The sequence below is a fragment of the Tahibacter sp. genome (assembly GCF_032229445.1).
Classification (GTDB): Bacteria; Pseudomonadota; Gammaproteobacteria; order Xanthomonadales; family Rhodanobacteraceae; genus Tahibacter.
The window spans coordinates 53,600-76,005 of record NZ_JAVTWC010000007.1; the positions used below are offsets into that span (position 1 = coordinate 53,600).

Annotated in this window: 21 protein-coding genes; 14 read left to right on the top strand and 7 right to left on the bottom strand. The window is 67.7% G+C overall.

The annotated features are described in order from the left end of the window. Positions 1-39 precede the first annotated feature (39 nt). On the top strand, positions 40-1,101 hold the full coding sequence (locus RUU78_RS01975; RefSeq protein ID WP_313913137.1) for a LysR substrate-binding domain-containing protein: 1,062 nt from the start codon (positions 40-42) through the stop codon (positions 1,099-1,101). 255 nt (positions 1,102-1,356) lie between these two features. Beyond that, positions 1,357-2,340: an MBL fold metallo-hydrolase gene (locus RUU78_RS01980; protein ID WP_313913139.1), complete on the top strand. Its 984-nt coding sequence runs from the start codon at positions 1,357-1,359 to the stop codon at positions 2,338-2,340. Between the two features lie 100 nt (positions 2,341-2,440). Here RUU78_RS01980 and RUU78_RS01985 read toward each other — a convergent pair whose 3' ends face one another. Then, positions 2,441-2,749 carry a hypothetical protein gene (locus RUU78_RS01985; RefSeq protein ID WP_313913141.1) on the bottom strand — a complete coding sequence of 103 codons (309 nt, stop codon included), beginning with the start codon at positions 2,747-2,749 and terminating at the stop codon, positions 2,441-2,443. Positions 2,750-3,059: 310 nt separating this feature from the next. Between RUU78_RS01985 and RUU78_RS01990 the strand changes: the two genes are divergently transcribed. From RUU78_RS01990 to RUU78_RS02015, 6 genes are all read left to right on the top strand, one after another. Further along, the gene (locus RUU78_RS01990; protein ID WP_313913143.1) at positions 3,060-6,767 is read left to right on the top strand and encodes a CheR family methyltransferase; all 3,708 of its coding nucleotides are present in this window, start codon (positions 3,060-3,062) and stop codon (positions 6,765-6,767) included. An 89-nt stretch (positions 6,768-6,856) separates the two neighbouring features. Further along, complete coding sequence (locus RUU78_RS01995; RefSeq protein ID WP_313913146.1) at positions 6,857-7,573, top strand: c-type cytochrome; 717 nt, start codon at positions 6,857-6,859, stop codon at positions 7,571-7,573. Then, positions 7,570-8,862 (top strand): c-type cytochrome, encoded by a 1,293-nt coding sequence (locus tag RUU78_RS02000; RefSeq protein ID WP_313913148.1) that lies wholly within the window; start codon positions 7,570-7,572, stop codon positions 8,860-8,862. The genes RUU78_RS01995 and RUU78_RS02000 overlap by 4 nt, the downstream gene beginning before the upstream one ends. Before the next feature lie 3 nt (positions 8,863-8,865). Beyond that, a complete protein-coding gene (locus tag RUU78_RS02005; RefSeq protein WP_313913149.1) occupies positions 8,866-10,287 on the top strand; it encodes a PLP-dependent aminotransferase family protein in 1,422 nt (473 codons plus the stop codon). Then, positions 10,284-10,490, top strand: a complete 207-nt coding sequence (locus RUU78_RS02010) for a twin transmembrane helix small protein (protein WP_313913151.1) — start codon at positions 10,284-10,286, stop codon at positions 10,488-10,490. The genes RUU78_RS02005 and RUU78_RS02010 overlap by 4 nt, the downstream gene beginning before the upstream one ends. Before the next feature lie 4 nt (positions 10,491-10,494). After that, positions 10,495-10,794, top strand: a complete 300-nt coding sequence (locus tag RUU78_RS02015) for a hypothetical protein (protein ID WP_313913154.1) — start codon at positions 10,495-10,497, stop codon at positions 10,792-10,794. 133 nt (positions 10,795-10,927) lie between these two features. Here RUU78_RS02015 and RUU78_RS02020 read toward each other — a convergent pair whose 3' ends face one another. Then, positions 10,928-11,176, bottom strand: coding sequence for a hypothetical protein (locus tag RUU78_RS02020; protein WP_313913156.1), 249 nt, complete (start codon positions 11,174-11,176; stop codon positions 10,928-10,930). 304 nt (positions 11,177-11,480) lie between these two features. On the opposite strand from RUU78_RS02020, the gene RUU78_RS02025 reads away from it, so the two are divergent. From RUU78_RS02025 to RUU78_RS02035, 3 genes are all read left to right on the top strand, one after another. Beyond that, the gene (locus RUU78_RS02025) at positions 11,481-11,936 is read left to right on the top strand and encodes a MarR family transcriptional regulator (protein WP_313913158.1); all 456 of its coding nucleotides are present in this window, start codon (positions 11,481-11,483) and stop codon (positions 11,934-11,936) included. Beyond that, positions 11,933-12,169, top strand: a complete 237-nt coding sequence (locus RUU78_RS02030) for a zinc ribbon domain-containing protein (protein ID WP_313913161.1) — start codon at positions 11,933-11,935, stop codon at positions 12,167-12,169. The genes RUU78_RS02025 and RUU78_RS02030 overlap by 4 nt, the downstream gene beginning before the upstream one ends. 240 nt (positions 12,170-12,409) lie before the next feature. Continuing rightward, the gene (locus tag RUU78_RS02035) at positions 12,410-12,625 is read left to right on the top strand and encodes a LytTR family DNA-binding domain-containing protein (protein ID WP_313913162.1); all 216 of its coding nucleotides are present in this window, start codon (positions 12,410-12,412) and stop codon (positions 12,623-12,625) included. 90 nt (positions 12,626-12,715) lie between these two features. Here RUU78_RS02035 and RUU78_RS02040 read toward each other — a convergent pair whose 3' ends face one another. Then, positions 12,716-13,120, bottom strand: a complete 405-nt coding sequence (locus RUU78_RS02040) for a response regulator (protein ID WP_313913164.1) — start codon at positions 13,118-13,120, stop codon at positions 12,716-12,718. A 355-nt stretch (positions 13,121-13,475) separates the two neighbouring features. Here RUU78_RS02040 and RUU78_RS02045 point away from each other — a divergent pair, with 355 nt between their 5' ends. Beyond that, positions 13,476-13,751, top strand: coding sequence for a hypothetical protein (locus RUU78_RS02045; RefSeq protein ID WP_313913166.1), 276 nt, complete (start codon positions 13,476-13,478; stop codon positions 13,749-13,751). Positions 13,752-13,952: 201 nt separating this feature from the next. Here RUU78_RS02045 and RUU78_RS02050 read toward each other — a convergent pair whose 3' ends face one another. Both RUU78_RS02050 and RUU78_RS02055 read right to left on the bottom strand, forming a co-directional pair. After that, complete coding sequence (locus RUU78_RS02050; RefSeq protein ID WP_313913167.1) at positions 13,953-14,828, bottom strand: ribonuclease H-like domain-containing protein; 876 nt, start codon at positions 14,826-14,828, stop codon at positions 13,953-13,955. Further along, positions 14,825-17,221, bottom strand: a complete 2,397-nt coding sequence (locus RUU78_RS02055; RefSeq protein ID WP_313913169.1) for a DEAD/DEAH box helicase — start codon at positions 17,219-17,221, stop codon at positions 14,825-14,827. Before RUU78_RS02055 ends, RUU78_RS02050 begins: the two co-directional genes overlap by 4 nt. Between RUU78_RS02055 and RUU78_RS02060 the strand changes: the two genes are divergently transcribed. Together RUU78_RS02060 and RUU78_RS02065 are read left to right on the top strand one after the other, a co-directional pair. Further along, positions 17,187-17,684 (top strand): hypothetical protein, encoded by a 498-nt coding sequence (locus RUU78_RS02060; RefSeq protein ID WP_313913170.1) that lies wholly within the window; start codon positions 17,187-17,189, stop codon positions 17,682-17,684. The two genes, RUU78_RS02055 and RUU78_RS02060, sit on opposite strands and share 35 nt — an antisense overlap. A gap of 158 nt (positions 17,685-17,842) precedes the next feature. Then, positions 17,843-19,705: a hypothetical protein gene (locus tag RUU78_RS02065; protein WP_313913172.1), complete on the top strand. Its 1,863-nt coding sequence runs from the start codon at positions 17,843-17,845 to the stop codon at positions 19,703-19,705. Positions 19,706-19,869: 164 nt separating this feature from the next. On the opposite strand, the gene recQ is transcribed toward RUU78_RS02065, so the two are convergent. Beyond that, complete coding sequence (recQ, locus tag RUU78_RS02070; RefSeq protein ID WP_313913174.1) at positions 19,870-21,696, bottom strand: DNA helicase RecQ; 1,827 nt, start codon at positions 21,694-21,696, stop codon at positions 19,870-19,872. A gap of 338 nt (positions 21,697-22,034) precedes the next feature. Continuing rightward, entirely contained in the window at positions 22,035-22,289 is a 255-nt protein-coding gene (locus RUU78_RS02075; RefSeq protein ID WP_313913176.1) for a hypothetical protein, read from the bottom strand. Positions 22,290-22,406: the final 117 nt, after the last annotated feature.

Below are 22,406 nucleotides of genomic sequence, written 5' to 3' on the forward strand. Positions count from 1 at the left end.
GGGCCAATGGCCCATTCCCCCTCGTCCGGAGGTTCCGCCATGTCCCGCGATCTCAACGACACCCTGATCTTCGTCAAAGTGGTGGAGCAAGGCAGCTTCATCGCCGCCGCCAAGACCCTGCGCCTGCCCAAGACCACCGTGAGCCGCAAGGTGCAGGAACTCGAAACGCGCCTCGGCGCGCAGTTGCTGCATCGCACCACACGCAAGCTCGGCCTCACCGAAGCCGGCAACATCTACTTCGAACACTGCCAGCGCATCGCGCGCGAGCTCGCCGAGGCGGAAAGCGCCGTCAGCCAGTTGCAGGGCGGGCCGCGCGGCTGGCTGCGCATCACCGCGCCCTACTCCTTCGGTATCGAACGCATCGCGCCGCTGCTCGGCGAATTCCACGCGCGCCATCCGGAGGTACGCGTGGAAATGCTGCTCACCAACGAGCCGCTCGACATCATCGACAAGGAAATCGATATCGCGCTGCGCGTCGGCCAGCTGCCCGATTCCAACCTCGTCGCACGCAAGCTGGCCACCCTGCGCACGCAGATCTTTGCCAGTGTGGATTATTTGAAAAAGCATGGAGAGCCACTGCATCCGGACGATCTGCAGCACCACCGCGCGCTGGCAATGAACAAGCAGCGCCGCAACGGCAGCTTCTACTGGCCGCTGGACGACGGCAGCGGGCTGGTTGAATACCGCATAGACCCGGTGTTCGTCGCCAACGACCCGGCCGGCCTGCGCGGCGCGCTGGTCGGCGGCGAAGGATTGATGCTGGCCAACGACGTGATGGTGAAACCCTACGTCGAAGCCGGCTACCTGCGCCGCGTGCTGCCGGCCTGGAACGGCTCGGAATACGAACTCAACGCGGTGTTCCCGCGCGGCCGCGTGCAGTCGCCGAAGGTGCGCGCGTTCGTCGACTTCCTGGTCGAGCGCTTCGACTACGACGCCGACTACATGCAGATGCTCTGCCCCGACAAGCGGCGCGAATGCGAACAGGCCAAGCAGGCGCGCGACACGGCGAGGACCACGCTCGCCGGCATCGCCAAGGCGGTCAACGCGGCGCCCGCCCCGCCGGACGGCGCCGACGTGGGACGCGAACCCGAACTCGTCTGAAAAACACCCAGCGTCCGCGCGCGGCGTCACGGCGACGACCGTGCCTTGACGCAGGCCTTGCGGGGATCGATGCACGCTCTGCCTCGTGCGTCGAACGCTGCGGTGCCGGCCCCGACGCTATTGGGGCGCCGCAGACGCGGCGGTTTTCCACCTTTCGCCCTGGCAAACGGCCGTTTACGCTTGCCGCGACCTCACGCAAGACTTGCCCCCGTCGCGCTCTTCCCCGCCAACAACCTGATTTACCGGAGAACTTCCATGCCGTCCGTACGCGCTCGCCGCACGCCTGTCTCGCATCGCCTGGCCACGCTGTTTCTCGCCCCTGCCGTCCTGGCAGCCGTCGCCTTCCCCGCGCTCGCCGCAGCGCCCGCGGTAAAGACGCAGCCCGGCTACTACCGCATTTCGGTCGGCGCGTTCGAGGTCACCGCGCTGTCCGACGGCTGGCTCAATCTCGAACCGACCAAGCTGCTGCAGGGCCGCAGCGTCGAGCAGATCACGCAGGACCTCGCCGCCGTGCACATCCACGAGCCGGTGGTCACATCGATGAATGCGTTCCTCGTCAACACCGGCACGAAACTCGTGCTGATCGACACGGGTGGCGCCGGCAGCATGGGCGAGCATGGCGGCAAGCTGATGCAGAGCCTCAAGAGCGCGGGCTATACGCCGGCGCAGGTCGACGAGATCTACATCACCCACCTGCATGGCGATCATGTCGGCAACCTGTCGACCGACGGCAAGCCGAATTTCCCCAACGCCATCGTGCGCGTCGACAAGGCCGACGCCGGCTTCTGGCTCGACGAAGCCACCATGGCCGCGGCGGCCGAAGGCAGCAAGCCGTTCTTCAAGATGGCGCAGGACGCGATCAATCCGTACGCGAAGGCCGGCAAGTTCAAGCCGTTCGAGGGTGATACCGAATTGACGCCGGGCATCCGCAGCGTCGCGCAGCACGGCCATACGCCAGGCCACAACAGCTATCTGATCGAAAGCGGACAGCAGAAGCTCGAAGTGATCGGCGACATGATCCACGTCGGCGCGGTGCAGTTCCCGCACCCGGAAGTCGTGATCGCCTTCGACAGCGACAGCAAGACTGCCGCCGCCGACCGCCGCAAGGCGTTCGATGCGGCCGCGAAGGACGGCCGCCTGATCGCCGCGGCGCATCTGTCGTTCCCCGGCATCGGCTACATCAATGCCGAGGGAACCGGCTATCGCTGGGTGCCGGTGAACTACGCGCCGGCGCGCTAAGGTCTCGGCGGGACGGCGCAATTCCGGCGGACGCCGCCGTCCCGCTTTCGGCGCTGCCTGCGAGCAGGCAGCAGACAATGTCATGCAGACAGGGCTGCGATCAGCGTCTCTGCGGGTCCGGCCTACCCTGCTTTTCCCAGCGATCGAGTATCGCGTCGTAGCGGTTGGCCTGCTCCTCCCATCGCTTGAGCAGCAGATCCATGCGCCGCGCCTGATCTTCCGCCCGCTTCATCTGCGCGTCGTACTGTTTCATCTGACGATCGGTTTCGGCTTGCTGCTGTGCCACCTTCTGCGTTTGCTGATCGTAAGTTTCCATGCGCATGACATCGGCCTGCCCCTGCTCCGGCAGCCTGCAGCCAGCCAGCAGAAACAGGCAGGCCAATGTGGCCGCCCAGATGCGCGTTTCCATACTTCGGCTTCCCCTTTCCGTGACGATTCCTGCGACCTTGCGCAAGTCTTCGCGCCCGTCAGGCGCGCGGTTGCTGCCGCAACCAACGACACGGGCCGATGGCCGCAATCATCATATTGGCCGCATTCCGCGCATCAGCGCAATGCGGCCCACGTCACGCCCCTTCGACACAATCCTGGCTACAAGCAGGCTCATCGGACTCGCGACGAGTCTCGCTCGTCGGTGCCTCGGCATTAGAATCGCCGCGGGCCTGCTGCCGCCGCGAGAGGCAACGACCGGTCCGGTCCCTGGCCAGTCGAAGAGATCAACCATGAGTGAAGAGCGCGCCGGCACTGCAGAAGACGAGCCGTCGGCCTCGTGGAGGGTTGCCGTGCTGGGCGCTTCCGCCGGTGGCATCGACGCGCTCAAACGCACCCTGGCAGGACTGCCGGAACGCCCGCAATTCGTCACGGTGGTGATCCCCCACCTCGATCCAACGCACGAAAGCGTCCTGACGGAAATCCTGCAGAAGGCCACGCCGCTGCCGCTGCGCGCGCTCGTTCACGGCGAACGGCTGGAGGACGCGACCGTCTATGTGCTGAGTCCCGGCGAAGTAGCCGGCGTGCACGAGCGCTGCGCACAGATCGCCGCACGACCGCCCGGCGCCAATCACGCCATCGACCGGTTCCTGGAATCCGCCGCGGCGCAGGACGATGTCTGCGTCGCGGCCGTGGTGCTGTCGGGCATCGGCAGCGACGGCGTGGCCGGCGCCGCCGCGGTCAAGCTTGACGGCGGCCTGGTCATCGCCCAGGCGCCGCAGAGCGCCGAGCACGACGGCATGCCGCAGGCGCTGATCGAGGAAGGCCTAGCCGACGAGATCCTCGTGCCCGAGGAGATCGGCGCCGTGCTGGAGCGCTTCTTCGGCCCCGGCGACGTCGCGACGCCACCACACGACGAGGCCGCACTCATCGCCGAAGCGCTCGCGCTGGTGCAAACGCAGCTCGGCCTGGACCTGCGTTACTACAAGGACGCCAACGTGCGCCGTCGCCTTCTGCGCCGCGCCTTCTTGCGCTCGCGCGGGGATCTGTCGGCTTATCTCGGCGTGCTGCGCGACGACGTCGGCGAGCTGTCCACGTTCCGCGACGACCTGCTGATCGGCGTCACCGCGTTCTTCCGCGACCAGGAATTCGTCGTCGCGCTGGAACAGCACATATTTCCTGACCTGCTCGACCGCACGGCCGACGCGATCCGCATCTGGGTGCCGGCCTGCTCCACCGGCGAGGAGGCGTATTCGATCGCGATCCTGCTGCACCACACGCTGCAGGTCGCCGGCATCTCGCGCAAAGTGCAGATCTTTGGCAGCGATATCAACGAACGCGCGATCCAGCATGCGCGCGCCGGCTGCTACGACGCCACCGCGCTGGCGTCGGTGCCGGAATACCTGCGTTCGCGCTACTTCGTACGCGACGACAAAGGCTGGCGCATCGCCAAGCCGGTGCGCGAGATGTGCGTGTTCGCCGCACACGACGTGTTCTCGAATGCACCGTTCTCCAACGTCGATCTGGTCTCGGCGCGCAATTTCCTGATCTATCTGCGCAAGTCGGCCAAGCGCCAGGCGTTCGATGTGTTCTTCTACGCGCTGCGCCGCGGCGGGCACCTGTTGCTGGGGCCGTCCGAAACCGCCGATGCGGAGCTGTTCGAAGACCGCGAGCCGGCGCTGAGCCTGTACCGGCGCCGCCAGATCACGCGCCCGCCGGTCCGCGGCTTCTCGTTCACCGAATTGCCGACCAGCGCGGTGGCCGCGCCCACCGACGGCACGCAGGCTTCGCTCGAAAGCCTCGTCGACCGCCTCGCGCTCGCGCGCTATGCGCCGCCCGGATTCGTGGTCGACGCGAACGGCCGCGTCGTACAGTTCCGCGGCGATACCGCGCATCTGCTGCAGCCTACCAGCGGCGACGCCGCGCTGTCGCTCGCGCGGCTGGTGCGCGCGGAACTGCAGGTCGACGTGCGCGCGGCGCTCATGGAGGCGGTGCGCGGCAAGCTTCCGGTACGGCGCGAACGCGTACGTCTGGGCGATCAGCACTGCACGCTGGACGTCGTGCCGATCCCGGCCGGCGGCACCGAACGCTATTTCCTGGTCTCGGTGCAGGCCTGCGCCACGCGCGACGCGGAACCACCGGCGGCGTCGAGTTCCGACGCGCGCAACGAAGACCTGGAACGCTATGTCCGCGTGCTCGGCGACGAGCTGGAACAGACCCGCGCGCAGCTGCGCAATCTGGTCGCGGAATACGATGCGACCAGCGAGGCACTGCGTACCGCGAACGAGGAAATCCTCTCGGCCAACGAAGAGCTGCAGAGCGCCAACGAGGAACTCAAGGAAGCCAAGCGCGACCTGGAACAGGCCAATACACACCTGACGTCGCTCAACGAGGAGCTGCGGCAGGGCAATGAACAGCTGGTCGCGCTCAACGACGATCTGAGCAACCTGATACGCGGCATTCCGGTGCCGGTGCTGATGCTCGATCGCGAACAGAACGTGCGGCATTTCTCACCCGCCGCGGCAGAACTGTTCGGGCTGACCGAAGCGAGCGCCGGCAGTTGTTTGGCCGCCGGCATGTTCCCCGGCGCGGTCCTCGACTCCGCTTTCAACGAGGCGCTGCAGGAACTGCGGCCGGTCGAGCGCGAAGTGCAGGACCACCACGGCAGCTGGTTCATCCTCTGGGCACGCGCCTACCAGACCAGCGAAAGCCGCATCGAGGGCGCGGTGCTCGCGTTCCAGGACATCCATCACCTGAAGATCGCACTCGACGTGGCCAACCGGGCACGCGCCGAATCCGAGCGCGCCAATGCCGCAAAAAACGATTTTCTCGCCCTCGTCAGCCATGAACTGCGCGCGCCGCTCAACGTCATCGCGAACTGGCTACAGGTGCTGCGTGTCATCGGCGTCACCAACGCGGACCCGAAGGTCGCGCTCGGCGTTGACGCGATCGACCGCAGCTGCAAGACCCAGGCGCAGCTCATCAACGACCTGCTCGACATCTCGCGCATCACCAGCGGCAGTCTCGTGCTGGATCTGCGGCCGACCGATATCGCCGCCGTGGTGCGCGCGCTGACCGACGCGCTCGCGCCGCGGGCGGCCGAAGCCGGCAAGACGGTCGCCTCGTCGGGCCTGTCCCTGCCGATCATGGTCACCGGCGATATCCGGCGGCTGCAGCAGATCGTCAGCAACCTGCTCGAGAACGCGGTCAAGTTCACGCCGGCGGGCGGCCATGTCGACGTGAGCCTTGCTCGCGTCGGCAACTATGTGGAACTCAGCGTCAGCGACACCGGCATAGGCATCGCCGAAGACGAATTGCCGCGCATCTTCGACCGCTTCAGCCAGCGCGACATCAGCAAGACGCGCGAATTCGGCGGCCTGGGTCTGGGCCTTTCCATCGTGCGCAACCTGACCGACGCGCACGGCGGCAGTGTGATCGCCAGCAGCGCGGGGCTTGGCCGCGGCGCGCGCTTCGTCGTGCGCCTGCCGCTGACGCCGCTCACACTGCAGGAAGCCCGCGGCGGCAGCCAGTCCTCGCCAGCGCCGGCCTCGTCGCTGGCAGGCGTGCGCATCCTCGTGGTCGACGACGAAGCCTGCGGACGCGATGCCCTGGGCATGCTGTTCACCGCCCTGGAAGCCACGGTGACGACCGCCTGCGACGCGTTCGAGGCGCTGGAACACCTGAGCCACGACCTATTCGACGTCATGGTGGCCGACATCGCCATGCCGCGCATGGACGGCTACCAGCTCGTGCGCGAGCTGCGCCAGCGTGAAGCGCTGACGCAGGCGCCGCCCCTGTATGTCGTGGCCTTGACCGGATTCTCCTCGCTCGGGGAACGCGACGAAGCCCTGTCCGCCGGCTTCGACGCGCATTTCGGCAAGCCAGCCAACATCGACGAGATCGTGCTGAACATCGAATCGGGACTGCGCCAGCGCGCGGCGATGAACGGACGTCGTATCACCGCGACACGCACGGCGGATCCGGGCGAAGGTCTGGGGTGAATCGCGCCGCCGGCGGCGCAACTGATACCGTGAAACAGTGTCAAAACTGACGCTGTTCGGTCCCGACTGATCCGGTCACCATAGGCGACATGGAACATTGCCGCTATCTGTTGCTGCTGTTGCTGTCGCTGGGTTCCGCCGTGCAGGCCGCGGCGCCGGAATCCGCCGACCTGACCGATCGCCTGGCCGCCTGCAACGCCTGCCACGGCGCCCGGGGCGAAGGGATGACGGGCGCCGTCTACTACCCGCATCTGGCCGGCAAGCCGGCGCAGTACCTGTTCCGCCAGCTGCGCGCGTTCCGCGACGGCGGCCGCAACTATCCGCAGATGGGCTGGCTCGTGCGCAACATGGACGATGCCTATCTGCAGGCGATCGCGCAGCATTTCGCGGCGATGCCGCCGCGCACCCGCGCGCCCGGCGAGCCCGTAAACAGCGTCGATGCGGCGCTCACGCAGCGTGCGCGGCAGCTGATCGAAGACGGCGATACGGCGCGCCGGATACCGGCCTGCACCGCCTGCCACGGCGCGGATCTGGCCGGTCTCGAACCCGCCATCCCAGGCCTCGTCGGGTTGCCCGAGGAATACGTGGTCGCGCAGTTCGGCGGCTGGCGCACGGGCGTGCGCACGGCGCAGGCGCCGGACTGCATGGCCGGAATCGCGCGAGCGCTCGATCCGGGCGAGATCCGCGCGATCGCGACATGGCTGTCGGTGCAGGTGCACGACGAGCCGCAACGGCCGGCCGCAGCAGGCAGTTTCCTGCCGCCACTGGCCTGTGCCGATCTGCCACACGCGCCGGTGCAGCCATGACGCTGCGCCGACGCCTGCTGTTCGCCACTATCGTGCTGCTGCCGCTGGTGCTGCTGGCCGCGGGCTGGATCGGCCTGATGTTCCTGCAGCAAGGCGGCATGGCCCCGTTCCGTGTGCCCACCGGCATCGCCCGCGTCGTGTCCGCCGATGCGGCATTGATCCAACACGGCCGCCGGCTCGCCCAGATCGGCAATTGCGGCGGCTGCCACACGACCCACGGCGGCGCGGCTTACGCGGGCGGACGCGCCTTCGCCACACCCTACGGCACGATCCACAGCAGCAATCTCACGCCGGACGTGCAGCACGGCATCGGCGCGTGGTCGCTGGCCGAATTCCGCCACGCGATGCGCCACGGCGTCAGCCGCAACGGCGTACAGGCGCCGGTATTCCCGTATGCGAACTTTGCCCTGCTCGACGATGCGGAGCTGGACGCGCTGTACGCCTTTCTCGCCACGCTGCCCCCCGTCGCACAGACACCCGCCGCAGACCGGCTCGAATTCCCGGCCAGCCTGCCGGGCGCGATGACCGCCTGGCGGCTGCTGTACTACCGTCCTGCGCCGCCACGCCCCGCAACGACGGCAGTATCGGCACTGCAGCGCGGCGCGGCACTCGTCAATGGCATCGGCCATTGCGCGGTCTGCCATGGCACCCGCGGCACGTTTTCGTCGCTGGCCGGGGGCACCCGGCTCGATGGTGGCAGGGTGTCGGGCTGGTACGCCCCCGCGCTCGACGCGCGGACGCTGGCTCGCTATCCGCCGGGCGCGCTGGCGCATTACCTGCGCGGCGCTTCCATCGACGGCCACGCGGCCTACGGCAAGATGGCCGATGTGATCGCGCAGAACCTGCAGCACCTCGATGTCGCCGATGCCGACGCGATGGAAGCCTATCTGCGCACGCTGGCACCTGCGCCGCCGTCGCGGCGCGAAGCGCCGGCGTGGGACCTGCCGGCGGAGCAGCGCGCACTCGGCGACCGGCTCTACGCCGAGCACTGCGCCGACTGCCACGGCCAGGACGGCCGCGGCGAAGCGGGCAAGTACCCATCGCTGCAGGCGTCCTCGGCGATCACCGGCCCGGATCCGATCAACGCGATCAAGCTGACCCTGTTCGGCGCGGTCGGACCGGCCACGCCGCAGAATCCGCAGCCCTGGACCATGCCGCCGTACGCCCAGACGCTGTCGGCTGCCGACGTCGCCGCCCTCGTCAGCACGCTGCGCGCACGCTGGGGGCGGGACGCACGCCCCGTGAGCGCCAGCGACGTCGACGCCTGGGGCGGCATCGACGAGCGCTGAGCGATGAAACTCTATGACCAGTACGCCGACGAGATCGCCGCGCTGATCCGCGACGGCCAGCTCACTCCGGGCGAGCGCCTGCCGTCGGTGCGCGAAACCCGCGCGCGCCGCGGCGTCAGCGCATCGACCGTGTTCCAGGCCTACCAGCGCCTCGAACGCGAAGGATTGATCCACGCGCGGCCACAGTCCGGTTTCTACGTATCCGCGCCGATGACGACTGCCGCGAGCGAGCTGGCAGTCACCGCGCCGGGCCGCGAGGCGAACGAGGTCGCGATGAGTGATCTCGTGTTCGAGGTATTGCGCGCGGCGCGCTCCAGCGGCATCGCGCCGCTGGGTTCGGCCTTTCCCGGGCCGGACCTGTTTCCGCTCGCGCAACTGGCGAAGGCGATGGCCAAGGGCCTGCGCCGGCTCGACCCTGGCAGCATTGTGGAAAACCTCTCACCGGGAAATCCGCGCCTGCGTGAACAGATCGCGCTGCGCTACCGCATCGACGGGATTCGCCTGCAGCCCGACGAGATCGTCGTCACCACCGGCGCTCTCGAAGGACTCAATGCGGCGCTCCAGGCGGTGACCCAGCCCGGCGATACCGTCATCATCGAATCACCCGCGTTCTACGCGGCGCTGCAGGCGATCGAGCGGCTCAAGCTCAAGGCGCTGGAGATCCGCACCGATCCGGAACGCGGCATCGACCTCGAGGCGCTGGCCGAGGCCCTGTCGCGGCAGCGCGTCGCCGCCTGCTGGCTGATGCCGACGTTCCAGAATCCGCTCGGCAGCCTCATGCCAGAAGCGCACAAGCGCGCGCTGGTCGCACTGCTGGCACGGCACGAAGTGCCGCTGATCGAAGACGACGTCTATGCGGAACTGTATTTCGGCGCGCAACGGCCACGCCCGGCCAAGGCCTACGACGAGGCCGGACTGGTGCTGCACTGCTCGTCGTTCTCCAAATGCCTGGCGCCGGGCTATCGCGTCGGCTGGATCGCCGCGGGTCGCCAGGCGCAGCGCATACAGCGCCTCGTCCTGATGACGACCATGGCGGCCTCGGTGCCGGCTCAGACCGCGCTGCTGCACTACCTCGAGGAGGGCGGATACGACCGCCACCTGCGCCGCCTGCGCACGGCGCTGATGGCGCGTATGAGTGCCGCCATGCAGGCGATCGAGGCGGCGTTCCCGGCGGGCACGCGACTGACCCGGCCGCGCGGCGGCTATTTCCTCTGGCTCGCGCTGCCGACCGGCGTCGACACCATGGCCCTGCACCAGTCCGCGCTGCACCACGGCATCGGCATCGCGCCAGGGCACATTTTTTCTCCCGACCATCGCTTCAGCGACTGTCTGCGCATCAACTGCGGGCACGCGACGGCCGATGTCCTGCCCGCGCTGCGGCAACTCGGCGCGCTCGCCCACGCACTGCAACGGAACACCGCATGAAAACCCTGATAGCGCTCGGCTTCCTCGCCGTCATCGTCTACAACCTCGGCGCTGGCCTGTACTTCATGATGACCGACAAGGGCGGCAGCGGCCGCATGGTCAAGGCACTGACGCGGCGCATCGCGCTGTCGGTCGCGCTGATCCTGCTCGTGCTCGCCGGAATCGCGAGCGGCTTCATCCAGCCGCACGGCGTACTCGGATGACGCCATGAGCCCGCTGATCGCGCTGAACCTTTCGCTGATCCTGTTGCTGCCGTGGTATCTCGTGCTCGGCATCGTCTACTGGCGCACACGACGCAAGCCCGCGTCGGCGGCGCAGCGCCTGTTCGACGCGGCGAGCCTGCTGTGCGCGTTGGTCTGCGCCGCGGCCAGCGGCTGGTGGAGCATGCACAACGCCGATCCCGCCGCCGGTGCGATCTGGAAGCAGGTGCTCGCGAGCCTGATCGGCTATGGCGCGTTTCTGCTGGTGCTCGCCGCCGCGTTCGCACTGCGGCGCATGCGCGGCTAACGCGGTTGGGTCGAGAGCCGACCGATATCGCTGGCTTAGCGGCAATTCAGCCGCTTCCAGCGGCCGTCTTGCGCAGGCACACGAACGTGCCGCCCATACTGCAATGCCTCGTGCGCCGCAGCAGCGTCCCGGCTCAGCCGACCGCAATGCCCGGCTCGAACAGCTGCTCGAACGCGATATCGCCGTTGCGGTCGTAGGCGAGCAGATCGGCAACCCAGCCGTTGCAGCGCAGTCCGCCGCAGTAGCGCTTGCAGCCGCAGATCGCGTCTTCGCGGGTAGTGAACCGGTCGACCAGCTCGACCGACTGGTCCGCGCCGATCTTGCGCAGTTCCCACAGCTGCGCCGGAACATCGAAAACCACGACGTATTTGCGCAGGATCATGATGTCCACCGATGTCCTTGCCTCACGACTTCATACTGACGCGTATTACGGGCCACACAACCGGGGTTTTGCCTCAGGCGGAGCCGGGGTTATTCGTCACATTTGACGAAAAACAGCAGCAAGTTCGCAAAGTCTCATCGACCGGAACGGAACTGCCGACCCGAGCGCTGCCGGCACGACCGGCCCGGCGGTATGGCGTCCCGGGCCCTCGCCCGCCGTCACGGCGGCCGGCGACGGCCATGCCGGTCGCATCGCGTAGTGCTTCGGGATTGCCGAAGCATTATTGCTATCTAGAATGCAGTGCATGCCCGACGCCGACCACACCGCCGAACAGGTTGCCGACCTCTACCCGGCAGTCTACGAACTGCTGCATGCGCGCTGGCACCGCGACGAGAAACGGCCGTCACCGGAATCGCTCGCGGTGCTGCAGCATCTTGCGCGCAGCGGACCGCTGACGGTCAGCGAGGCCGCACGGCACTTCCGGCGCGCACTGTCCGCAGTCAGCGAACTGATGGACCGGATCGAGGCCAGCGGCTGGATCGCGCGCAGCCCCGACGGACGCGACCGCCGCCGCACCCTGCTCTGGCTCACCGACGCAGGCACCGACATGCTCGAGCGCTCGCGCCAGGTGCTGTCGCGCGATGCGCTCGCTGCGGCAACGGCGCGCATGAGCGCTGAGCAACGTGCGCAACTGCTTGCCGGCCTGCGCGCGCTCGTCGACGCGGCACGGCTTTCCTCAACCACGCGGAGTACACCATGACCCACGCACCTTCCTGCCAGAGCTGCGGCATGCCGATCGAAAGCGGCACGTACTGCAGCTATTGCGTCGACGCACACGGCGAGCTGCAGCCTTTCGAGGAACGCTTCGAACGCATGGTGCAGTGGCTGCTCGGACGTGAGCCCGAACTCGCGCGCGACGTGGCCGAGGCGCGAACGCGCGACTACATGCGCCGGATGCCGGCGTGGAAGGACCATCCGGCGTTACAGGCCTAGCCATCCTGCTACTTCGCTTTTGCCCCGTCGTCATCGGCGCTTCCGCGCACCAACTGGCCGCTGCGGGACGAACCGCACGCTCCGAACGACGCCCCCCCCGCAGCAGGCTTGCCGCCAAGCACCGGCTCCACTAGCGCACCGCGTCGACACGGCTGCTGGCATCTGCATGACGGACAGCATCGACCACGCCGCCGCACAGCAAAACAATGTGGAATTGCATAGCAGCGGTCGCAGTTCGTCGTGCGCAAGACACCGATCGCACTGCAGGCCGAGCTGGTCCCGCAGCGGTTCGCGCGTATCCATCGCTCACTGCTGGTGCGCGTCGGCGGCGTCGTCGAGATCGAACCGCTCGATTCGGCACGCTATCGCCTGCGACGGGGTTCGGGCCGGATGCTGGTTTCACGCCGAAGCTACCGCGCCCAGGTGCGCGAGTGCTTCGGAATGCGCGGCTTTTGAATCAGCGCCGCGGCGGCGCGGCGACAGTGCAATTCCAGAAGATTGCCAACCGCACGAGGAATTTCCGGACAGTGCGCTAGGCGAGCAGGCTCACACGTCGGCGCGCACGCGCCGCGGCGCGGTCGCCATGAAACGTTCGACACGGTCGATATCGAGCGGCTTGGTCCAATGCTCGTCGAACCCGGCGTCGCGCGTGCTCTGCATATCCTCGGGACGGCCGAAGCCGGTGATCGCGACGAGGTGGGCGTTGCAGCCGCTGGCGCGCAGCGTGGCGGCGATTTCGCGGCCGTCTATGCCGGCCAGGCTGATGTCGACGAAGGCGACGTCCGGTGCGCGCGCGAGGATGTCATCGGCCATGTCGCGCACGGTCGTGATCGGAACGATTTCGGAATCGTGCCCGATCAGGCGCAGGAACTCGGCCAGCATCGCGGCGGCGGCCGCGTTGTCGTCGACGACGATCGTACGTCCGCCGGTCCACGGCACTGAGCCAACCATAGTAATAATCCTCCCGGAGAGTTGAGCACCCGCTGCCGACACCGCGTCCTGATGCCCGACCCCACGCGGCCATCGCAGGCGGTTGCCCGCCCGATGCAAAAGAACTTCGCGAAGCGAGGGTGCCTTGGCAACGATGCGTCACTCCGCGTGATCGGGCCGTCAAGGTCGCAAACAGGCGGACGTGGCCGAGCAACGGCGCGGCGTTCCCAGCCGCCATCCACGACGCTGTTCACTTCCAGACAAATCCACAGATGCTGAGCTCAATCCCCTGTCCGGCGTGGGGGTTAATCCGTGCGGGCGGCTGTGCATATGTTGATAGATTGCCAGTCACTTCCTCGCTCTCGCGGAAAGGGTCATGAGCTTCAACTGGACCAGCGTGCGTGCCGTCGCGATCAACCAGGAACCCGAGATCGCGCGCGAGACCCTGCTCAACATCCTGTTCGATGCCATGCCCCAGGGCCGCTACCGCGTACGCCAGATCCCGACACGGCGCGATGAATGGCCGACCTTCGAGATTGAGATCGATGCCGGGCTGTACCACGGCGACCTGGACCCGACCACGGCCTGGCGCCACGTAGCCGATGCCTTGCATGAGGACCAGCTTTGCGGCCTGCAGTGCCGCATCATCTGACCGGACTGGCCGCGCCGGAAACAGGCGTTGCGGAGCGATCTGCGGCCACGCCAGGACATTGAGAAGCGTCCTGACGTTTCGACGACCCGGATGAGATCGCGGTGCAGTAGCACGGACGCTCGCCACCTCCCGCGATCTCATCCGGTTTTTTTTGGCCGCCGCGTGCGGGCGGGCCGCGGACGATGGCCATGCGCAGGTCGCTCAGGCCGACGTGAGCCAGGCTGTCGGCGTCGCGTTCTGGTCCATGTGTTCGAGCAGGCGCGCGAGCGTCGCCACGTCCTGGCGGTTGTGTTCCAGCACGCGCATCAGGTCGGTGCTGCGTCCGTCGCGCAGGAACGCACGCCATGCAGCCGGGGCTTCCGAGCCCGGCAGGTCATCGTCGCGCACGATTCGCAGCACGTTGCGCTCGATCGTCGCGAGGCGGCAGTTCTCCCAGCGTCCGCGGTAGACCCGGCGCACCGGATGCAACAAGTCCACGTGGGCGAGATCGCGCAACGGATTGGGCAGGCGCTGCAGGCGATAGCGCACCGCGAGCAGCGGCGCGTCGTAGCTGCGGCCGTTGTAGCTGACCAGCACCGTATCGGGCTGCAACCAGCGCGCGAACGCTTCGAGCATCGCCCCTTCGCCCGACATCGCCGTGAGATACAACTGGCGCACGCGCAGCTCGTGGCCGACCCAGTCGGCTGCGCCGATCATGAAGGCGCGCGTGCCGCTGCCACCGGCCAGCCCGGTGGTCTCCGTGTCGAAACAGAGGAACCGGGTGCGCGCCAGCGGCGTGCAGTCGGGCCAGCGCGGCGGCAGCAGTGGCGCCAGCGCCTCGACGCCGTAACGTTGCTCGACCGAATACAGTCCCGGCGCGATTTCCTCCCCGCGCAACGGCAGCGGCGCGCGCGCCGACGGACGTGACGGCGGCTTTCCGGAAGGCCGCAGGTCGAGCAGGCGCCGCAGGCGCTGCCGCTCGTCGCCGATACGCGCCAGCGCGTCGCTGACCGGCTCGGGTACCGCCGCCGCAGGCGCCGGGGCCTGCACACCGGCCTGGTTGCGCAGGCGCCGCAATTTCTCGACCAGGCCACTCATACGGTATGCAGCAGCGCGAGCACGCGCTCAGCCTGACTCTTCGGGGTTGCCGCGGCATCTTCGTCGACAGCGAGCACCGGACCGACGCAGGCCGGGCAACCGGCGCGGCACGCGCAACCGGCGATGAGTTCGCGTGCCTCGCGCACGAGTTCGGCCTCCACGCGGAACAGCGGATCGCTCAGTCCCACGCCGCCGGGGTAGTTGTCGTACAGGTAGACCGTCGGCGTGAAGCGCTCCGCATCAGTGGCCGCGGCTCCGTCACTGGCCCGCCACTGGCCGCGGCCACGCTGGTCGCGCTCGACGAAGGCGCTTGCATCGCCGCTGCCCACCGATTTCATGAGGTCGCGCGATTCGGCCATGACGCGCACGCTCGCGACCGTATGCAGCGCCGTCGCCGCGCCGAGGAATCCGTCGAGCGCGTCCTGGCGCGAGGCGAACGCCTCGTCCAGCGCCTCCTGCGGCAGCTGCCACCACAGCGCGGTCGTGTGCAGCTCCTGGTCCGGCAGCGTGACCGGTCCGTAGCCGATGTTCTCGTGCGTGTAGTAGCGGATCTTCTTGTAGCCGGCCACACGGCGCACGACGTGCACTTCGCCGAGATAGGCGTTGCCCTGCCCGGCGCGAACGCCGTCGAAGCGTTCCAGCACCTTGAGCCGCGTGTAGTCGATCGCGTCGGTGTAGTAGTCCACATGCGTGCGAGTGACGTAGGCCTTGCGCCCGTCCCAGTCGAGCTTCTCCACTTGGTAGGGCACCGACTGCACCATGTGGATCGCGCCTTCGTACAAGGTCAGCGCGGCACTGGAGAAATCCACTTCGGCAATGATGGACTGCCGTCCGTCGCTGCGATCCACGACGACGAAATTGCCGTCGGCGACCGAGCGCAGGTTGACCGCATTGGCCGGGTAGGCATCGGCGATCCATTCCCAGCGCGAACCTTCGCGATGCACGACGTCGGATTCGGCCAGCACCTGCAGATAAGCTTCGGGCGCTACCGGGCCGAAGCCGTCGCCGTCGACGAAGGGCAGCTCGAACGCGGCGCAGCGGATGTGGTCGAGCAGGATCAGCGGCTGGTCCGGCGCGATGCGCGCCTGTTCCGGCGGCGCGGCGCGGAAGAATTCCGGGTGGCGCACGATGTACTGGTCCAGCGGCTGGCTCGACGCGACCAGCACGCCGATCGAGCCCTGCTGGCGCCGGCCCGCGCGGCCGAAGCGCTGCCAGGTCGCCGCGATCGAACCCGGATAGCCCTGCAGCAGCACGACATCGAGCGCGCCGATGTCGACGCCGAGCTCCAGCGCCGAGGTGCTGACCAGACCGTCGATCTGGCCGGCCCGCATGAGCTGCTCGGTACGCCGGCGTTCCGTCGGCAGATATCCGCCGCGATAGGCATGGATGCGCGCGGGCTTGCGCGGGTCGTGGTCGAACACGTCCTTGAGGTACTTGGTCAGCACCTCGACCATCAGGCGCGACGGCGCGAACACCAGGGCCTTGAGTTTCGCGCGGATCGCCGCGCGCGCGATGCGCGTGACCTGGGAGCGCGCCGACGCGCGCAGGCCCAGGTCCGGATTGACCACCGGCGGGTTCCACAGCAGCACATGCTTTTCGCCGCAGGGCGCGCCGCTGTCGGTGATCGCGTGCACGGACCGGCCGATCAGGTTCTCGGCGTGCTCCTGCGGATTGCCGATCGTGGCCGAGCAGAGGATGAAGGTAGGCTCGACCCCGTAGAACGCGCAGATGCGCGCGAGCCGGCGCAGCACGTTGGCCAGGTGCGAGCCGAACACGCCGCGGTAGCTATGGATCTCGTCGATGACGACGTAGCGCAGGTTCTCGAAGAACTGCGCCCACTTGGTGTGATGCGGCAGCATGCCCTGGTGCAGCATGTCGGGATTGCTGACGACAATGTCGCCGTGCAGGCGGATCGCCTGGCGCGCGTCACCGGGCGTATCACCGTCGAAGGTATAGGCGCGCACGCCGAGATTTCCCGCACGATTGAGTTCGAGCAGTTCGGCCACCTGGTCCTGCGCGAGCGCCTTGGTCGGGAACAGGTACAGCGCCTTGGCGCGCGAACGGATCGCCGCATCGACGACGGGCAAGGTGTAGCACAGGGACTTGCCCGACGCAGTCGGTGTCACGACGACCGTGTGCTGGCCACGCTGTACCGCGTCCCAGGCCTCGGCCTGGTGACTGTAGAGCCGCGAGATGCCGCGCAGCCGCAACGCCTCGCGCAGTGGCGGCGACAGCTCCGTCGGCAGCTCCGCATAGCGGCCGGGCCGAGCCGGCACGGTGAACTGTCCGGTGATGCGATCGGCGTAGCGCTGGGCCAGCCGCGCGAGCAGGCGCGCCGGATCCGGCGGAGCCGGCAGCTTGTCGGCGATGAGGCGGGCGAGATCGGAGGGCATTGGAGATTCCGGGCCGTGGCGGGGCTCGGGCTATACGGCTGGCTTGTCTCAGAAGCTGCGACACGCCATCGAACCGCCGCGCGGCCGCGCTACCGTCGGCGCGGAGCGGGGATTTCCTGTCAGCGACCTCTGCGACCGCGTCGCCGCGACGGATTCGCTTGCGCTCAAACGGGCCTTCACGACCTTCATGGCGGCGCTGCTGCCGTTCTGCCGGATCCACTGCGGCCTGACGAATTTCCTGTACTTCTGCGACGTGACGATGATCTTCACGCCCGTGGCGATATGGGCCCAATCGCCGCTGCTCACGTCCATGCCTGCGTTCGGCCTGACCGTGCCGCAGTTCGTCTGGTGCGTGGATTTCCCGCCGAATTGGCTCGGCCTGCCGCAGCTGGGTATGACGGCGTGCATCTTCAATCCAGGCGTCCCGCTGTTCGCGCGCGGGCTGTCCTCGCTCCATGACTAGCTGGCGATGCTGGTGTTCTGGCCGACTCATCGGCTGCTGCGGCGGCGCTGGTTCGTCCGAGGATACGGCGACGTACGCTGTGCGCTGAGAGTTCGGCCGCCCGGACGGCACAGGTGTTTCGCCGTCCTCTACACGCGACCTTTTCCAAGGAAGACACCATGCACCGCTGCCTTGCCGTCGCCGCATTGCTGTTCACTGCTTCGCTGCCGCTGTCGTCCGCGCAGGCCCAGAGCCCGGGCGACCGGATATTCCACAGCGGCGTCGAGCCGGCCTTCGTCGTCGCCGGGCACATCGGCTATCCCGCGCCGCTGGCGGGCGCGACGATCGAAGCCTTCGCCGGCAGCTACGTCGCGACCACGCTGTCGGCGGCGGACGGCAGCTATCGCGTGCATCTGGAGACGCGCTATCTCGCCGCCGATCCGCTCGTCGAGATAGTCGGCTACGGCCGCGGCACTCGCACGCTCGAAGTCTGGGCCGGCGCGCTCGGACCGCTGTCGCGGCTGCAGTCGCTCGGCAGCGCAACCGGCATCAACGACAGCCAGGACGCGTTCGCGCGACTCGGCCCCTACAGCACCGCGGCGACGGCCGCACTGCGCGGATTCAACGGCTTCGCGCGCGTCACGGATGCCGCGACGTTCCAGCGCGCGACGCGCGCATCGGCGGCGAAGGACTACCTCACCTACGGGCTCGCGCTGATCGCGAACGGCACATTGCCGCTACCGACCGGCGCGACGAACACCTTCACCGCCGTGCTCGCGCCGGCACCGGCGCAGCAGCTGTACGCCGACGTCAGCGAACTCGACACCGTGAGCTGCACGCAGCCCGCCGACTCGACCTACTGCGCGATCGCATTGACCCTGCCCGTCGATGCCGCGATCGTGCCGCTCGCCGTGATCGCGCCCGAACCCCTTTACGTACTGTACGACGCGTATGCCAGCGTGCTGCGCTCCAGTGTCGAGAGCCAGCTCGCCTACCGCCTGCAGGGCACCAGTGGAACTGTGTATTTGGATTCTGAGCAACCGCTAACGGCCACGGTCACCGCCAATGCTCAGGGCGGCGTCGACCTGACGCGAAGCAACGGTTTGCCTTTCAGCCGATCCATCTCGTTCGACCTGGTCAACGGCACCCAGGTCCTCACGCTCTACGACGTGGTCGGCATCCGCGTGCGGCCGAGCTACGGTCCCGGCGGTATCGCGCGCCACGCCATCGCATTCACGACGCGCGTCACCTATCCCGACAACCCGGAAATCCCGATGCGCATGCTGACGGCGCGGCTGCGCCTGCCGACCGAAACGGCCGGTGAAGCGCTGCATCCGCTGCTCGTCGCGACGGTGCCAAATTTCGCCAACGGCAGCTTCGTGCTCGCGCTGCCCGAAGACCTCGGCACCTCGACCGACGGCATCGAAGGCCGCTTCGGCTACGACATCTACGATTTCGCCGCAAGCTTCAACGCCACGACGCGGCGCCGCGCGCGCAGCATGACCTGGGTCGCAGGCGGCAACACGGTGGAATTCACCTATGGCCCCGACTCCGCGACGTTGCAGTTCGTCAACGAGGAAGAACCCGGCGTCTGGCGCACGGTCACGCGGCTTCAGTCCGCGACACAGGACATCCTGCTGGTCGGGCTCGCCCTACGTGCCGATGCGGCGGGCTGGAGCCCCGGTGCGCCGCCGACCGCGTACCAGACGCGCGTCAACGGTCATCTCTGCGGCACGCCGTACGGCGATCTCGACCAGTTCGCGACTAACGCGCTGTGTGCGCCGTTCGGCTGGATCATGCAGCCCGGCGGCGTCCTCGACCGCCTCGACCTGGCCGGCTGGGGCAGCTGGAGCTACGCAGCCGCACCGCATGCCGGCAAGCTGCTGATCCAGAACAATTCCGCGACGCAGAAACGCGGCTGGGAACGCGTGCGTCATGCGCAAGGCGGCGGCTACATACTCGAAAACTTCGTCACCGGCAATCCGGCAACGGCGATCACCTTCGCGCCGACCTCGCGCCTCGTGCGGATTCGCGACTACTGACGCCCTCGCCGCGCGATGGCGCGACGCCCCCGGCGGCGCACCAAGATCGCAATACCTGTGCGCTGTGCGCATGGAAAGCGACTGGAGCGGAAGAATGGAGTGAGGAACCCGTGGGAAAGCGCAGGCGCGCTTGCCCTCGCGGTTTTCTCACTCCTCGTCACTCCTCACTCGCTCGTCAGCACCGCCAGAAACGCCTCACCGTATTTTTCCAGCTTGGTCGTGCCCACACCGCTGACCTGCGCGAGTTCGCGCATCGACATCGGGTGCTCGCGCAGCATGTCGAGCAGGGTTGCGTCGTGGAAGATCACATAGGCCGGCACGTTCTGCTCCTTGGCCAGCCGCGCGCGCACGGCACGCAGCGCATCCCACAGCGGCCGTTCGTCGTCGGCGATCTGCAAGGTGTTGCTCGCGCGGCCGGCCTTGGCGCCAGACTTGCCGGATTTGCGCGCGGCGCGGCGTTCGGCCTGAGCGGCCTCGAAGCGCATGAGCACGCGAGTCTCGCCCTTGAGCACGCCACGGCTGGATTCGGTCAGGTGCAATGTGCCGTAGCCTTCGTGATCAGCGGCCAGATGACCGGCCGCGACGAGATGGCGGAACACCCCGCTCCATTGGCGCGCGTCCAGATCCTTGCCGACGCCGTATACGCTGAGGGTGTGATGATTCCAGCTGCGTAGCTTCTCGCTGTCCTCGCCGCGTAGCACGCTGACCAGATGGCCGACGCCGAAGCGCTGGCCGGTGCGATAGACCGCCGACAGCGCTTTCTGTGCGACCTCGCTCGCATCCCAGCTACGCGGCGGCTCGATGCAGTTGTCGCAATTGCCACAATTAGCTGAAGCCACTTCGCCGAAATAGCCCAGCAGCAGGCGGCGGCGGCAGCCGGTCGACTCCGCATAGCCGAGCAGCGCCTCGAGCTTGGCCCGCTCCACGCGCTTGCGTTCCTGACCGGATTCGGACTGCGCGATCATCTGGCTCATCGTGACCACGTCGCCGAGGCCGTAGCACAGCCACGCCTCGGCCGGCAGGCCATCGCGGCCGGCGCGGCCGGTTTCCTGGTAATAGCCTTCCATGCTCTTGGGCAGGTCCAGGTGCGCGACGTAGCGCACGTCGGGCTTGTCGATACCCATGCCGAAGGCGATCGTCGCGACCATCACTACGCCTTCGTCGCGCAGGAAGCGCTGCTGGTTGGCCGCGCGCGTCGCCTGTTCCATGCCGGCGTGGTAGGCCATCGCGTCGAAGCCATCCTCGACCAGCGCCGCCGCGGTCTCGTCGACCTTCTTGCGCGACAGGCAATAGACGATGCCAGACTCGTCGCGGTGCGCCTCGAGGAACGCCTTGAGCTGGCGCCGCGCGTTGTCCTTCTGCACGACCTGATAGCGGATGTTGGGCCGGTCGAAACTCGCGACGAACTGGCGGGCGCCGTCGAGTCCGAGGCGTTCGACGATCTCGGTGCGGGTCGGTGCATCGGCCGTCGCGGTCAGCGCGATGCGCGGGATCCGCGGAAAGCGCTCGTGCAGCAGGTTGAGCCCGCGATATTCGGGGCGGAAATCGTGGCCCCACTGCGAGACGCAGTGCGCTTCGTCGATCGCGAACAGCGACACCGGCACGCGCTCCAGCAATTCCAGCGTGCGCTCGCCAAGCAGGCGTTCCGGCGCGACATACAGCAGTTTCAGTTCGCGCCGCAGCAGACGCTGCTCGACCTCACGCTGCGCCTGCGGTGACAGCGAGGAATTCAGGAACGCCGCCGCCACGCCGAGCTGGGTCAGCGCATCGACCTGGTCCTGCATCAACGCAATCAGCGGAGATACCACGATCGCGGTGCCGTCGCGCAGCAGCGCCGGCACCTGGTAGCACAGCGACTTGCCGCCGCCGGTCGGCATCAGCACCAGGCAGTCGTTGCCGTTTTCGAGATGTTCGACGATGGCGGCCTGCTCGCCACGGAAACTCGCGTAGCCGAATACGCGATGCAGGACTTCAAGAGCTTCGGATTTCATCCGCGCATGCTAACGGATGGGGCAAGGCCCTGGCATGGGCAGGCACAGGCGCGGTGGCTGCGAATATTCCGGTCCAGGTCGCCGCGGCTCCGCAGCGCCGGATCGAGTCGCAGCGCGGGACATCATCCGCGCGCACCAGCCCGGCGCCTGATTCACCACGTTCCCGCAGCGTGCCGCGAGCCGGTCTTGCCCATCTTGGCAGACCGCGTCTTTCGCGGCCTGCCGAGGCAGGGTTGCAGCAGGGGGAAATGAAACCCGGCTACTGGTGAGACATCACTGGCTACCGAAAAGCAGGCGGGTGTCGGTTTCGCCGACACTCAGGCTGACCGGCAGCGGACTCATCCCCGCACCGAACGTGAAACCAAACAGGTCAACACACCGGGGCTGGTGCAGTAGGCGCCGGCCTGAACCGGACCGGTGCCGATGGTTGCCGTGTGCATGCCCCCCAGTCCAGCTCTGCAGCACGCCAGGCGCCTCCAGGCGAGACGCATGACCGCGCCACTGTCGACGAGATGGTTGAAGTAGTCCTCGAACGGCTCGCTGCGGCCACCCGCGCTGAAGATGCCGGTAAACAAATACAGATTGCCGCCCATGAGGCGGCTACCGGCAGCCGCGCCGCGTGAGCTGAAATGGTACGTCCGCCCACTGCCGTCAAATGCAGCGACAGGCTGCCTGCCAGGCGGACCCGCATTGCGGCGATGATGCAGTTC